17 protein-coding genes are annotated in these 14523 nt (G+C 45.6%); 7 read left to right on the forward strand and 10 right to left on the reverse strand.

The features are described from left to right. The first annotated feature begins 15 nt into the window (after positions 1-15). Entirely contained in the window at positions 16-1107 is a 1092-nt protein-coding gene (locus ICN31_RS06375) for an amidohydrolase family protein (protein ID WP_216259692.1), read from the forward strand. Next, on the forward strand, positions 1104-1724 hold the full coding sequence (locus ICN31_RS06380; RefSeq protein ID WP_088524849.1) for a cysteine dioxygenase: 621 nt from the start codon (positions 1104-1106) through the stop codon (positions 1722-1724). The genes ICN31_RS06375 and ICN31_RS06380 overlap by 4 nt, the downstream gene beginning before the upstream one ends. Here the strand turns inward: ICN31_RS06380 and ICN31_RS06385 are convergent. Together ICN31_RS06385 and ICN31_RS06390 are read right to left on the reverse strand one after the other, a co-directional pair. Further along, positions 1717-2412, reverse strand: coding sequence for a nitroreductase (locus ICN31_RS06385; protein ID WP_216259700.1), 696 nt, complete (start codon positions 2410-2412; stop codon positions 1717-1719). The two genes, ICN31_RS06380 and ICN31_RS06385, sit on opposite strands and share 8 nt — an antisense overlap. A 41-nt stretch (positions 2413-2453) precedes the next feature. Then, positions 2454-3899, reverse strand: coding sequence for an NAD-dependent succinate-semialdehyde dehydrogenase (locus ICN31_RS06390; protein WP_216259702.1), 1446 nt, complete (start codon positions 3897-3899; stop codon positions 2454-2456). Between the two features lie 179 nt (positions 3900-4078). Here ICN31_RS06390 and ICN31_RS06395 point away from each other — a divergent pair, with 179 nt between their 5' ends. After that, entirely contained in the window at positions 4079-4297 is a 219-nt protein-coding gene (locus tag ICN31_RS06395) for a hypothetical protein (protein ID WP_216259704.1), read from the forward strand. A gap of 5 nt (positions 4298-4302) precedes the next feature. Here ICN31_RS06395 and ICN31_RS06400 read toward each other — a convergent pair whose 3' ends face one another. Then, positions 4303-4680 (reverse strand): hypothetical protein, encoded by a 378-nt coding sequence (locus ICN31_RS06400; RefSeq protein ID WP_216259706.1) that lies wholly within the window; start codon positions 4678-4680, stop codon positions 4303-4305. Positions 4681-4858: 178 nt separating this feature from the next. Between ICN31_RS06400 and ICN31_RS06405 the strand changes: the two genes are divergently transcribed. After that, entirely contained in the window at positions 4859-5530 is a 672-nt protein-coding gene (locus ICN31_RS06405; protein WP_216259708.1) for an alpha/beta hydrolase, read from the forward strand. A 4-nt stretch (positions 5531-5534) separates the two neighbouring features. Here ICN31_RS06405 and ICN31_RS06410 read toward each other — a convergent pair whose 3' ends face one another. The 3 genes from ICN31_RS06410 to pmbA form a co-directional block, all read right to left on the reverse strand. Next, complete coding sequence (locus ICN31_RS06410) at positions 5535-6320, reverse strand: sulfite exporter TauE/SafE family protein (protein WP_216259710.1); 786 nt, start codon at positions 6318-6320, stop codon at positions 5535-5537. An 80-nt stretch (positions 6321-6400) separates the two neighbouring features. Continuing rightward, the gene (locus tag ICN31_RS06415) at positions 6401-7483 is read right to left on the reverse strand and encodes a TRAP transporter substrate-binding protein (protein WP_216259712.1); all 1083 of its coding nucleotides are present in this window, start codon (positions 7481-7483) and stop codon (positions 6401-6403) included. A 19-nt stretch (positions 7484-7502) separates the two neighbouring features. Next, entirely contained in the window at positions 7503-8849 is a 1347-nt protein-coding gene (gene pmbA, locus ICN31_RS06420; RefSeq protein ID WP_216259714.1) for a metalloprotease PmbA, read from the reverse strand. A gap of 26 nt (positions 8850-8875) precedes the next feature. Between pmbA and mog the strand changes: the two genes are divergently transcribed. After that, positions 8876-9499, forward strand: coding sequence for a molybdopterin adenylyltransferase (mog, locus tag ICN31_RS06425; protein ID WP_216259716.1), 624 nt, complete (start codon positions 8876-8878; stop codon positions 9497-9499). Between the two features lie 26 nt (positions 9500-9525). On the opposite strand, the gene orn is transcribed toward mog, so the two are convergent. After that, on the reverse strand, positions 9526-10113 hold the full coding sequence (orn, locus tag ICN31_RS06430; RefSeq protein WP_216259718.1) for an oligoribonuclease: 588 nt from the start codon (positions 10111-10113) through the stop codon (positions 9526-9528). A 15-nt stretch (positions 10114-10128) separates the two neighbouring features. Between orn and ICN31_RS06435 the strand changes: the two genes are divergently transcribed. After that, positions 10129-11379 (forward strand): M48 family metallopeptidase, encoded by a 1251-nt coding sequence (locus ICN31_RS06435; RefSeq protein ID WP_216259720.1) that lies wholly within the window; start codon positions 10129-10131, stop codon positions 11377-11379. A 12-nt stretch (positions 11380-11391) separates the two neighbouring features. Next, entirely contained in the window at positions 11392-12405 is a 1014-nt protein-coding gene (gene rsgA / locus ICN31_RS06440; protein ID WP_216259722.1) for a ribosome small subunit-dependent GTPase A, read from the forward strand. On the opposite strand, the gene ICN31_RS06445 is transcribed toward rsgA, so the two are convergent. The 3 genes from ICN31_RS06445 to rplS form a co-directional block, all read right to left on the reverse strand. Further along, positions 12350-13309, reverse strand: coding sequence for a CobD/CbiB family protein (locus ICN31_RS06445; protein WP_216259724.1), 960 nt, complete (start codon positions 13307-13309; stop codon positions 12350-12352). The genes rsgA and ICN31_RS06445 overlap by 56 nt on opposite strands. Next, positions 13306-14043 (reverse strand): CoA pyrophosphatase, encoded by a 738-nt coding sequence (locus ICN31_RS06450; RefSeq protein WP_216259726.1) that lies wholly within the window; start codon positions 14041-14043, stop codon positions 13306-13308. Before ICN31_RS06450 ends, ICN31_RS06445 begins: the two co-directional genes overlap by 4 nt. A gap of 66 nt (positions 14044-14109) precedes the next feature. After that, on the reverse strand, positions 14110-14505 hold the full coding sequence (rplS, locus tag ICN31_RS06455) for a 50S ribosomal protein L19 (RefSeq protein WP_216259728.1): 396 nt from the start codon (positions 14503-14505) through the stop codon (positions 14110-14112). Positions 14506-14523 lie beyond the last annotated feature (18 nt).

A 14523-nucleotide genomic window follows, 5' to 3' on the forward strand; every position in this document is an offset into this window, starting at 1 on the left:
AGGCTAGAGCTATCTATGCATAATCGCCGCTCATTTTTAAAAGAAACTGGCAAAGCGCTGGGTGGATTATTTTTCTGCGGTTGTGGATTAGCCCACTCGGCCGACCTAAAAGATGGGACGCCAAAAAGAATCACTCCGGTATTTATTAACGGGAAGCGCATTAAGACAATTGATGTACATGCCCACTGCCTTTTCCAAGACGCTATTGATTTAATGGGAGATGAGGCTAAATCGGTTCCTCCCCCAACCAAGGGACTTCCTGAGCATTTCATCAAAATCAATGAGCGCATTAAGGCCATGGAAGCCCAGGGCATTGATATGCAAGTGCTGAGTATTAATCCGTACTGGTATCGCCAAGATAAAGATACCGCTGCTGAAATATGTCGTCTCAACAATTTTCATTTGGCTGAGCTATGCGCAATGAGGCCGGATAAGTTTGCCGCCTTTGCTTCGCTAACAATGCAGCATCCAGATTTAGCTGTTGAGCAATTAGTATATGCGGTAAAAAATCAGGGGCTGCGGGGCGCTGCCATCGGTGGGAGCGTTCTAGGACAGGATTTCTCAGACCCCAAATTTCATCCGATATTGGCAAAGGCTCAAGAGCTTAATGTGCCCCTATTTATTCACCCTCAAAGTACGCCGCAACTTGCTCAGCGCTTTAAAGGTAATGGTTGGATGTCTAACGTCATTGGCAACCCCCTTGATACCACCATCGCACTACAACATCTTATTTACGAGGGTGTACTCGATAAATATCCCCGATTAAAAGTATTGGCTGCTCATGGCGGAGGCTTTCTAGGATCTTATGCTCCTCGTATGGATCACAGCTGCTTTGTCTCGCCACAAAATTGTGACCCTAAGATAGTTCTTCAGAAGAAGCCATCTGAATACCTTAAGCAACTATATTTTGACTCACTGGTTTTCACTCCAGAGGCGCTAGCTTATTTAGTCTCACAGGTTGGCGCAAGTCAAGTTGTTATAGGAACAGATCACCCCATACCTTGGGAGGAATTTCCTGTAGAGCGTGTTATGGCCACCAAAGGCTTAAGTAATGCTGATCGCATAGGTATTCTTGGAGGCAATGCTTCCAGACTGCTCAATATATGAATAATCAACTAGATAGCATCGCACCCCTGCGTGAATTTGTCATTGGAATGACGAACTTGGTCTCTCATGAGTCAGTAGAGCAAGAACTCATTACCAAGGGCTCTGAATTACTCAAAACACTGATTCAATCAGATTCATGGCTTCCAGAATTTTGTACTATTCCACACCCTGAGTTTTATCAGCAGTTTTTGCTTCACGCAGATCCCTTGGGTAGATTTTCAGTAGTGAGCTTTGTATGGGGCCCCGGTCAAAAAACGCCAATCCATGATCACTGCATCTGGGGCTTAATTGGCATGCTCAGAGGAATGGAACAAGGTCAGCACTATAAGAGACTGCCATCAGGCGAGTTAGAGATGGATGGCCCCCAAACAGTTCTTCGCCAGGGCGATATTGAGGTGGTTGGCCCTGCTGTCGGTGATATTCATGTGGTGAGCAATGCTATCCCTGATAAAACATCAATCAGTATTCATGTGTATGGCGCCAATATTGGCGCAGTCAAACGGCATACCTATGATCCCATTACTGGCAAGCCAAAGAAATTTGTTTCTGGTTACTCTTCTCAGCAAGTTCCCAATCTTTGGGATCGCTCTGCTGAGATAAGGGCGAGTCTTAACTAAGCCAAGTAGTAAATTCTTCTGAGCTGACTCTGGGCGTATGAAAGGTGTTCACAATATCCGCCTTATCGACATAGCCTAGCGCCATGCCACAGACCAACATCTCATTATCTTGCGCTCCAATCATAGGCAGAATAATTTTGGAGTAATCATTCCAGGCTGCTTGCGGACAGGTATCTAAGCCCTCACCTCTTGCTGCCACCATCAAGTTTTGCAAGAACATGCCGTAGTCGAGCATAGAGCCTTTACCCAATTCCTTATCAATGGTGAAGAACAGACATACGGGTGCCCCAAAAGCCTGAAAGTTCTTGCGATGCTGCACATGCATTTTGTCTTTATCACCCTTGGTGATACCCAGAAGACCATACAAGCTCCAGCCATTTTCGCGACGTCGATCAATGTATGGACTAAACCATTTAGTGGGATAGTAGGTGTAGCCAGCCTGATATTCTTTGGCTAATTCAGGATTAGCAGCAATGCTGTCATAAGCGTCGCATACCTTGGTACAAAGATCTTCAAGCACTTTACCCTCTAATACGTAGACTTTCCAGGGTTGGGTATTCGTGCCAGATGGTGCCCTAGAGGCAATATTTAAGAGCTTTGCAATGGTGTCTTTTGGAACCATCTCTTTGGTAAATGCTCGCACGGACTTTCGTGAGGTGATTGCTTCTTCTACAGTTAAAGACTGCATTTTTAAACTCTTCTATTCATTTGGTTTTTTTATTCCGTTACCTAAATGCCGCCCATGCAAAGGTATTTCATCTCCAGATAATCTTCAATGCCGTGCTGCGATCCTTCGCGACCTAGACCGCTTTCCTTCACGCCTCCAAAAGGAGCAGTCTCATTCGAAATAATCCCCTCATTAATACCAACCATGCCGTACTCCAGAGCTTCTGCTACGCGCCAGATACGACCGATATTTTGACTATAGAAATAAGAAGCTAAACCGAACGGAGTATCGTTAGCCATTGCAATTGCCTCAGCCTCAGTGGAGAACTTAAATATCGGCGCAAATGGACCAAAGGTTTCTTCTCTGAAAGCCAGCATATCTTTAGTAGCACCAGAAACCACCGTAGGCTCATAGAAAGAGCCGCCTAAGGCATGGCGCTTGCCGCCAATGAGTACTTTGCCACCTTTTGTCACCGCATCATTAACTTGCTCTTCCACCTTGGCAAGGGCTTTGTCATCAATCAATGGGCCGATCACAGTGTTAGCGTCAGCACCACTGCCAACCTTCAAACCGCCCACTGCTTTAGTAAATTTTTCAACAAATGTGTCATAGATAGAGTCTTGCACCATGATGCGATTGGCACAGACACAAGTTTGACCTGCATTTCTGTATTTAGAAATAATTGCGCCTTTCACAGCTGCGTCAATATCAGCATCATCAAAGACAATAAATGGCGCATTACCACCCAACTCCATCGAAACCTTCTTCACTGTTGTTGCGCATTGCGCTAATAACAACTTGCCGATTTCAGTTGAGCCAGTAAAGCTGAGTTTTTTGACAATGGGATTTGATGAAAGCTCACCGCCAATGGCTGTTGCGGAACCTGTTACACAAGAAAAGACACCCGGCGGAATGCCCGCCTCTTCTGCTAATTGGCATAACGCTAAGGCACTAAACGGCGTCTGACTTGCAGGCTTTAAAACAATTGTGCAGCCAGCTGCTAAAGCTGGCCCCGCTTTACGAGTGATCATCGCCGATGGAAAATTCCAAGGAGTAATCGCAGCACAAACACCAATCGCCTGCTTAATCACAATCAATCTTTTATCAGTAGCATGGCCAGGAATCGTTTCGCCGTACAAGCGCTTTGCTTCCTCACCAAACCATTCAATAAAAGAGCCGCCATAAGCAATCTCGCCCCTACTCTCCGCCAAGGGCTTTCCTTGCTCGGCCGTCATCAATTGAGCGAGTGCCTCTTGGTTCTTCATAATGAGCTCAAACCAATTGCGCAAGATTTTGGCACGCTCTTTCGCAGTTTTAGCCCGCCAAGCAGGTAAAGCCTTTTGCGCGGCTTCAATTGCTCTGCGGGTTTCAGCTACTCCCATATTGGGGACCGTACCAATTAATGCACCAGTAGCGGGATTGTTCACAGAAATGGTGGACTGATTATCAGCCTCAACCCATTGGCCATTAATGTAGGCTTTTTCAAACTGCAGAGCTAAATTACTCATATCTTTGTACTCAACTGTCAATTGGATTGCTGGACTCGTAATTTCGAGGGAATATGTAATCTTAACCCCTTCTAATCACCTCTTCTGGCATTGATATTAAAACCCAGAAATGGTGCATCTGATCGCCGAAATTGTGCAGCCCCGTAATTAACGCTAATTTTTGTAACTTAATATGGGGCATGCGTATCAAAATTACTAAAAACCTCGTACTCCATACTCAAATTCCGGAGACAGCAAGCGTTCCTGAAGCCCTCTTTCCGGAAGGGGAGTATCTTGCCAACCTCACCCCTGAGGGAAAGATTGAGCTAATGAATACGAAGAAGATCAAGGCACGATTTTCTTTTTCTCAATTCAGGGAAAAAGTCTCTCTCGGCGAATTTGTAGTTGTAGAAAGCTAAACGGGTTAGTGATCTAAATCTAAACTCTGAATCAAGCTGGCAAGCTTAAGCACAGACTCAAAAACGCTTGAACTACTAGCCTCTACATCCAGATTTTCCCAATTAAATTCTAATGAGAAATGGGCAGACTCAATAATCAGCTCATAGCTTGAGGTAGCTTTGTTAATAGACTTGGACTGCAGATCCTCAGTGATGGGCACTTTAATTGCTTCAATTGCATTAACCAGCATCGCCACCTCAGTCTCGGTGAGCTCCCTGCTGTGCAAGACATCGTCTGTTCTCTTAATGGAAATCTTAGAGTCGCTATCAATCACGACCTCATATTGATTTAAGCCAAGATCAAACCAAACCGTTAACTCAAGGGCAATCGGATAGTGTTTCATTGAATCGACCTTGTCGGCTTGTAATCAATATAGAAGGATTTCATCTGTAGCCTCCAGGGCGCTTACAACTGATGAAATCATCTTACACCTCAATAGCCTGAATTGACTACCCAAGGGCTGTTTTGAGGAACCCCATTAAAATGAATGATCAGAAACTCCCATGCTAACTGGAGCCCCCATGGAATTACTACCTTGTATTGAACTGGAAACTACCCCAAATCCAACGGCTGCCGTCATTTGGCTGCATGGCCTTGGGGCTGACGGCAATGATTTCGTTCCCATCATTCCTGATCTCAATCTTGCTGGTTGCCGTGGTATTCGCTTTGTCTTTCCGAGTGCACCAAGCATGCCAGTCACTTTAAATGGTGGTTATGTCATGCCTGCTTGGTATGACATCATTGGGCGCAGCTTGATGGATCAAGAAGATGCTGTTGGTATTCAAAAATCAGCTGCATCTATTGTTCAATTAATCGAGCGTGAGGCAAACCGTGGCATTGCTTATAACAATATTGTTTTGGCTGGCTTCTCACAAGGCTGTGCAATGGTCTTACAAACTGGCTTACGCTTTCCACATAAATTGGCTGGCATCATTGCACTCTCAGGATATTTACCATTAGCAGCAAGCTTGCCGATTGAAAAACACTTAGCAAACCAAAACACGCCTATCTTTATGGCTCATGGAGAATATGATCCAGTGGTTGCGCTAGACCGCGCCCAAGCCTCACATGCTTTGCTTGAAAATATGGGGTATTCAGTAGATTGGAATGAGTATCCAATGGAACACTCCGTTAACCGTGAAGAGCTTATTGATATCTCACACTTCTTGCAACGGGTTCTAAGTTCTCAATAAATACTTATATCAGGCCATCGGTGATCAACTTAATACTGGCTGCTAGCAGGAAGAACTGGACAATACGGTAATACCATTTCGTTGATATTTTTTCGGCTAGATAAAATCCGAGATAAACGCCAACCGGTACGCAAGGCAGAAGAATCACTGAGGTAGCCAGTTGTTTGAAATTGAGTAGATCCAAATAAGCATAGGGTCCCAGCTTGCCAAAATTAATAAAAGTGAAGAATATTCCCAGGGTAGAGGCATATGCCATTGGTAATAACTTCTCTCTCAACATAAAGATGGTGATCGGTGGACCGCCATTGTGGGCCAAGAAACCAGTGAATCCAGACATCAGTCCCATGAGACGGCCCAACCAAGGGTAAGGCTTAGCCTCTCTCAAATCGAAATGAGAAGTCACCAGCATCTGAATTAAAAACAGCATAATAAAGATACCTACAAACAGCGTTAAAGCTTTGGGTGTGATGATGGTAAAAAAAATCATACCTAAGAGCAAACCAAGGAATCCAGCTGGCAGAATGAGTTTTAGAATTCGCCAATTGGCATTCTTCAAGAATCGCCGTATCCCCACCAAATCAATCGCAATCAATAGTGGCAACAATATCGCTAAAGCTTCATTCAAGCCTGCCTGACTAGCCATAAGTGGCAGCGATAGTACGCCTAAGCCAGCACCAAAGCCACTTTTTGAAATCCCCACCAAAACTACACTAGCAATTGCGCAGATGAAAAATGCTAGCGAATGGGCATGAAAAGATTCAATAACTGGATTAATCAGGGTATCTAGCATGACGCAATACTTACAAGTCAAAAAAGATTAACAAAAAAGAAAGAGGGCTTTGCAGTCCTCTTCCAGTAAAGATCGACTATTCAAAGCTTCTTATTAAAACTATATTGCGCAAAAGCTTGCTCTGCCACATTGAACCATTGCGCTTCCATGTTTCTGAATACACGATAGTCATCAAAAATCTTCTTGAACTGAGGATTCTTGGCAGACTCTTCTGCATACGTTTCTTGACTGGCCTTAAAACAAGCATCCATTACTGAGGTGTTGAACTTGCGTAAGACTGCACCACTCTCCAGTAAGCGCTGTAATGCTGGCGGGTTCAAAGCGTCGTACTTAGCGCACATGTCCACATGCGTCTCAAAGCAGGCAGCCTCCCAAGCAGCTTGATATGCAGACGGCAAAGAATCCCACTGCTTCTTATTAACCAAGAAAGATAGGCCTGCAGCGCCCTCCCAAAATGCGGGGTAGTAATAGTTCTTGGCAACTTTTGCTAAGCCTAATTTTTCATCATCGTAAGGCCCGACAAATTCAGCGGCATCAATCGTGCCTTTTTCAAGGGCTGAATAAATTTCGCCCGCAGGTAATTGCTGTGGAACTACTCCCAACTTTGAAAGAACCTGACCTGCAAATCCAGCGATACGGAACTTTAAGCCTTTGAGATCTTCAGGAGATTTGATTTCTTTACGAAACCAACCACCCATCTGAGTGCCTGTTTGTCCACCCAGGAAATTCACAATGTTGTAACTGGCATATAGCTCACGCATTAGCTTCATACCATTGCCATGTAGCATCCATGCTGATTGCTGGCGAGCAGTCATGCCAAACGGCGCCGCAGTATCAAATATAAATGCGCTGTTCTTACCAAGGTAGTAATAGCTAGCCGTATGACCGCATTCAACCGTGCCATTCTGAACTGCATCTAATACTTGTAATGCAGGAACAACTTCGCCAGCTGCAAATATTTTGACATTAAATTTTCCGTCGGTAGCCTTGCGTAATGAATTGGCAAAAACCTCAGGTGCGCCATACAAAGTATCCAAGGATTTAGGAAAGCTAGATACCAAACGCCAATTGAGGGTTGGCAAGCTTTGTGCAATCGCTGGAGCGCCAATGGCGGCGACTCCAGCACCAATAGTCGCTTTCTTTAAAAATGAACGTCTTTGCATTTCTTTTTCCCTTCAGTATTTATTTACCACCAACGGTCATCGAGCCAATCAAAATTGAACCAGTTTCTTTAGTTCCCCGGATCAACGTATCGCTCCCAATCATGGCAATATCTAAAAGCATATCGCGTAAATTACCTGCGATCGTTACCTCTTCGACTGGGTACTGGATTTCACCATTCTCAACCCAATAGCCAAAAGCACCGCGTGAATAGTCACCCGTGACATAGTTCACGCCCTGCCCCATTAATTCGGTCACCAAGAGGCCTGTTCCCATTTCTTTTAATAAAGCAGGTAATCCGCCTTTGGGAGTTTTCTTGCTTTGTAGTTTTAAATGATGTGCGCCACCGGCATTGCCTGTAGTCTTCATTCCCAATTTACGCGCTGAGTATGTAGATAAAAAATATCCCTCTAAGATCCCCTTGTCCACAACGGTGCGGGGAGATGTCTTCACACCCTCCTCATCGAATGGTGCGCTACCCGTCACCGACTTCAGATGGGGATTTTCAAAGAGGCTGATATGTTTTGGAAGGACTTGTTTACCTAAACTGTCTAACAAAAAGCTCGTGCGGCGATAGAGTGCGCCGCCTGATACCGCCTGCACCAATCCGCCCAAGAGCCCTGCAGCTAATGGTGCCTCAAAAATGACAGGACAACGGCGCGTCGTCAATGATCGCGCTTTCAAACGGGATAGCGCACGCTGCGCCGCATATTGACCAATCCACGCAGGGTCGGCTAACTCTTCTGGTATGCGCGAACTGGAATACCAGTCATCACGTTGCATATTTGACTGTTTACCACCTTCACTTGCAATGGGTGCGCAAGAAATATAGTGGCGAGAAAATGGGTAGCCCCCCATAAATCCGTGACTTGTGCCCATCATGAAATGTGCATGGTGTGCAGATACAGATGCACCATCGCTATTCTGAATTTGCTTACTCATTGCAAATGCAGCGCCTTCTGCAATGCGGGCAATTTCTACTGCATGTGCGGTATCAATATTCCAGGGATGAAATAAATCTAGGTCGCGTGGATTTTTTTCTAAGAGTTCACGTTCAGCTGGTCCAGCACAAGTATCTTCAGCAGTGTGCTGAGCAATGTGATAAGCAGCATCTACTGTTGCCTTCAAAGATGCTTTAGAAAAATCACTCGTACTAGCATTACCGCGGTGATGTCCTAAAAATACCGTGACTCCGACTTGCTTATCCAAGCTTTGCTCAATCGTTTCGACCTCGCCTTTACGGACCGTTACGGAGAGGCCTTGCCCCTCAGAGACCTCGGCAACCGCATCCGAAGCCCCCCTTCTTTTGGCTTCTTTGAGCAAGAAATCGACGATTTCTTGAAACTGACTAGATGTATATGTAAACATGCCCTAATAATAGCTAGAATAGAAACATGAAGCATACCGAAGACCAAAAGCGTAGCTCCCCAAATGAAGTCAAAATCGGCCTGATTTCGATCTCCGATAGAGCCAGCAATGGGGTATATCAAGATGAGGGCATCCCTGCCCTACAGTCTTGGTTAATGAAAGCCATTAGCAACCCCTGCGACTTTCATGAGCGTCTTATTGCAGACGAATCTGAAATCATCACAGAAACCATTGTTGAATTGGTAGACGATATGGGGTGCGATCTGGTACTCACCACAGGAGGCACAGGCCCATCTCGTAGAGATGTCACCCCTGAAGCTACCCTTGAAGCCGGAACCCGTGAAATGCCGGGCTTTGGCGAGCAAATGCGGCAAATCAGCCTGAAATTTGTTCCGACGGCGATTTTGTCTAGGCAGGTAGCTGTTTTGAGAGAAATAGAGGGGCATGCTGCGCTCGTCATCAATTTACCCGGTCAACCCAAAGCGATTGCTGAAACACTAGAAGGTCTTAAGGATGAGAATGGGAAAGCGATTGTGCCCGGCATCTTTGCAGCAGTTCCTTACTGCATTGATTTAATCGGCGGGCCTTATATCGAGACCCATGAAGAGGTTATCAAAGTCTTTAGGCCAAAGAGCGCGCTCAAGAAATAAATGCTTTTTGAGTTTTCCACTTCCCCTTACTTCGGTAGTGGAATGATAAATTTATCGCGGTAGTACTTGAGCTCTTCAATCGATTCTTCAATATCTGCCAATGCAGTATGTGCCTGGTTTTTGGTAAAGCCCTTCACTAACTCTGGATGCCAGCGCTTGCACAACTCCTTGAGAGTCGAGACATCAATACTTCGATAATGAAAATAAGCTTCCAACTTTGGCATGTACTTGGCCATAAAGCGACGATCTTGGCCAATCGTATTGCCACACATCGGAGCAATACCTGCCTTGATGTATTTCTTTAAAAAGGCAATGCACTCGGCCTCAACAGTTACCTCATCCAATGAGGATGCTTTGACCTTATCGATCAGACCAGAACGCCCATGAGTGCCTTTATTCCAAGCATCCATTGCATCTAAAACGGCATCCTCTTGATGAACGACCCAGACAGGGGCGGTTGCAATGGTATTCAGGTGGGCATCAGTAACAATGATGGCGATTTCTAAAATCCGCTCAGTTTCGGGATTAAGGCCCGACATTTCCATATCCACCCAAATCAGGTGCTCATCGGCGGGGGGTGCCTTTTTCTCGGCCGTGTTCGTTTGTTCACTCATATCTATAATGATCTCATGACATTCACAATTGTTTTTCTAATCGCCTTTATTGCCAGTTTTGGCCTACGCCACTGGTTATCCCAACGCCAAATTCGCTATGTCGCCCAGCACCGCGAACAGGTTCCCGCAGAATTTACTGAAAAAGTGAGTTTGGCTGAACATCAAAAAGCGGCTGACTACACTATCGCCAAATTACGCCTTGGAATATTAGAAAATGGAGTCAGCGCCATTATTTTAATTGCCTTCACTTTATTGGGTGGATTGCAAATTCTGAATATGGCTCTACTGCAATTTCTAGGCGAAGGCATTGCCCAGCAAATTGCTCTACTAGTCTCGATTGTGCTTATCTCCGGAATCATTGATCTGCCCTTCTCCTGGTACAAGCAATTTTATCTGGAGGAGCGTTTCGGCTTTAATCGCATGGGTAAGAAATTATTCTTTAGCGACATGATGAAGGGTATAGGGGTAGGTGGCGCAATCGGCGTGCCACTACTTTGGGTGATTCTCACGCTCATGGCTCAAGCTGGCGATCTTTGGTGGCTTTGGGCATGGGGGGTATTGACCGCATTTAGTGTATTAATGCAGTGGATCTTCCCTACATTTATTGCCCCGCTCTTTAATAAGTTCCAAGCTTTAGAAGATGGTCCCTTAAAAACCCAAATTGAAGCACTACTGAAACGCTGTGATTTTGCTAGCCAAGGGTTGTTTGTAATGGACGGCAGCAAGCGTAGCGCTCATGGCAATGCATTCTTTGCTGGCATGGGCAAGGCAAAACGTATTGTCTTCTTTGATACTTTGATTGAAAAACTCAACCCTGGTGAAGTAGAGGCTGTACTTGCTCATGAGTTGGGCCACTTTAAACGTCAGCATATTCGTAAGCGCCTCTTAGTTTCTTTTGCTTTGAGCTTTGGTATGTTTGCTCTACTAGGATGGATTAGCACCAAGGTCTGGTTCTACACCGATCTGGGGGTTATGCCCAACCTCAATGGTTATAACGGCGGCCTAGCCCTGGCGCTCTTTATGCTGGTATCTCCAGTGTTCAGCTTCTTCTTCACACCACTGGGCAGCCTTGCTTCTCGTAAACATGAATATGAAGCTGACGGTTTTGCAGCTGAAAAATCTTCTGCTCAAGATTTGATCTCTGCTTTAGTCAAGCTTTACCAAGACAATGCTTCAACGCTCACCCCAGATCCGATTTACACCGCCTTCTATAGCTCACATCCACCAGCACCACTGAGAATTGCCAATCTCCAGCGTCTGAGCTAATACGAATCATCGATGGAACAATTTCACGCGCTACTGACTGCCTCTTATGGAAGGCACTATCTAGCGCAGCGTTTAGTAGCGGATGCACAAGGAAATCATTCACCTCAGGGACCATTAATTCAGGTAAGCACGCCTGCTAAGCAGCACATTGGCGCAGTGGGTGATCGCATGCTGCTCGAGATGACATCGGCAGATCAAGCGCGCATTATTCAAATTGAACCCCGCGAAAATATTCTGTATCGATCAGATGCATTTAAGAGCAAGATCATTGCTTCTAATGTCGATCAAATTTTAGTGGTACTAGCAACGCAACCTGCATTCTCACCAGATCTTTTAGGTAGAGCAGTGGTAGCTGCAGAAGCTAACCAAATTGGTTTACATATTCTCTTAAATAAATGTGACCTCAAAGATAATTTAGAGCACGCACGCAAAATCATTGCACCGTATGCACGCATGGGCTACTCAGTGAGTGAGGTATCCGCCAAGTTTGACTCTGAATCGATTAATGCACTCCAGATGGCACTCTGCGGCAAGATCTCTGTCTTTGTAGGTCAGTCAGGCATGGGTAAGTCTAGCCTCTTAAATGCCTGGGTTCCCAATGCTGCTGCACTCACACAAGAATACTCAGTGCGCTTAGATACTGGTAAGCACACCACTACCGCTTGTCGTTATTTTGAATTACCACAAGCTTGGGGTAGAGATGCTTCTGGCAAGCTTGGAGCATTAATTGATTCACCAGGTTTTCAGGAGTTTGGTTTGGCTCACATGTCAGTCAGCGAACTGCAACATGCCTTTAGAGAATTCAAAGATTTACTGGGTAAATGTCGCTTTCATAATTGCGCACATGAATCAGAGCCAGATTGCGCTGTAAGAGATGCGGTCGATAGAAACGAAATAGCGCCAGAAAGACTAGCGCTATTTAGGCAACTGCACTCTGATTCAAAAACAGCAGATACGCAAATTCAGGGGATTAGCCAAGCCAAAGAGCGATGGTCAGCATTAGCAATAAAGCCATCCAAGCGATAACTAGGCGCCATACCAAGCCTACTGCGGAGCGCATCGTCCGCTCGGTAGGCTCAAGACCTACTTCATAGATCAGCGGCTCACCAGCCTCTGCCATCCGCAATGCTTCATCACTACCAGGCTCACTCAAGGGCTCACCTAAACGCACACCTAAAGCACCACCACCGGCAGCCAAAATCACTGCTGATAAAGAGTCGGCCCATTTTTGAGTAAGGTAGCGCCACGCATAAACTGCGCCTTCAAAGTTACCAACAATTGCAAAGCCCATTGCAGTAATCCGAGATGGAATCCAATCGAGCACGTAAAAGAAATGTCGTGCCGCTTCACTCAGATTAAAGTCACCCCGCATAGACCAACGTTGCGCAGCCATATCAGCTAAACGATAGAGTACAACTCCTGCAGGGCCCATTGGCATCATGAACCAGAACAAGACACCAAATACGTGACGATGGGAACCAATGATGGCGCGTTCAAGAGCCAAAGAGATCACTTGGGTTTCTGTCAGATGAGTGGTATCTAAATCTGGGCCATACCATTGGCCAAGTGCGGTGCGGGCTGCTGGTAGATCATGGGCCTCAATCGCTTCATGCACTAGAGTGAAAGAATGGCTAAATTGACGAAAGCCAAAAAACAAATAGGCAATCACAATATTCCATACAAAACCTAAGATTGGGTAAGTCACCATACAAATGACGTAAACCAAGAATACTAAAAAGGTTGGCAAAATAAATGCAACCAAGCAGGCCATGCGAGCACCAATTGGGCTTGCCCCTTCTTCAGTCTTACCGCCGAATTCTCCGGCGACCCAATCCAACCAACGGGTGCTAGTGCGCACAATCCAATGGCTAGCAGTTACTGGGCGATATTGCTCAGCAATGAGGGCGAAGAGAATAGAAAAGAAAGTCATACTTTTAATAAATGATATAGGTTTCGTAACATTCCCGCAGTAGCACCCCAAATAAAGCGGTTCTCATAAGGCATTGAATAAAAACGACGGCCACCCTGCTCACTTTGCCACACTCTAATCTGATGATTTGCTGGGTCCAACAAAAAACTTAAAGGCACTTCAAAAATATCAGCCACCTCAAATTCATCTAAAACGTATTCTGCCTGAGCCTGTACCAATCCCACTACCGGGGTAACGCTATAGCCAGAAACAGTGAGATATTGCGGTAAATGCCCAATAATCTCTACCCGCTTGCGATCCAAACCAATTTCTTCTTCACTCTCCCGCAGTGCAGTGTCATTAGGACTTTGATCTTCAGGATCCATGCGACCCCCAGGAAAACTAATTTGTCCGGCATGGTCGCGTAAGTGATTGGTTCGTTGAGTTAGAAGTACTGATAAGCCTTCTGCCTTTAATACCAACGGTATCAACACTGCTGCCTTAGTAACCTTACCCGCTGCCTGACGCTTAGCAATAATGTCTGAAGCGATCACATGGCGGTTCTCATCAGTAATTTCTGGATGCCAATCAGGAGGCGCCTGAAAACGGGCTCTTAAGCTTGCTAGCTCGAGGCGCTCTTTGGGCACCTTGATCTGATCGCCACAAATCTCGTAGATCGGAATGGCTTGTGCATCAAACCCAGGGGGCGCAGCCACATTGATTGCGTCTTCTTCAGTCTGAGGGGTCTTGGGCATATTCATATTCTAAGGCAACAAAAAAGGCGACCTAGGCCGCCTTTTTAATTTGCATCAAAGCAGCAATTATTCAGCAGCTGGAGCAGCTACTGCCTTAGTGCGAGCTTGAAGCTTTTCTTTAATACGTGCTGACTTACCAGAACGATCGCGCAAGTAGTACAACTTTGCACGACGGACATCACCGCGACGCTTCACTTCAACGCTAGCAATCAATGGTGAGTATGTTTGGAAAGTACGCTCAACGCCTTCCCCAGAAGAGATCTTACGCACGATGAAGCTGGAATTGAGTCCGCGATTACGCTTAGCAATCACAACGCCTTCAAAAGCCTGGGCACGCTTACGTGTACCTTCAACAACGTTTACGCTAACAATCACTGTGTCGCCAGGAGCAAAGCTTGGCAATACTTTGTTAGCACTTAAGCGAGCAATTTCTTCTTGCTCAATTTTTTCGATCAAATTCATTTTTTTAATCCTTAAACA

This window comes from Polynucleobacter sp. UB-Piko-W3 (assembly GCF_018881635.1).
Lineage (GTDB): Bacteria > Pseudomonadota > Gammaproteobacteria > Burkholderiales > Burkholderiaceae > Polynucleobacter.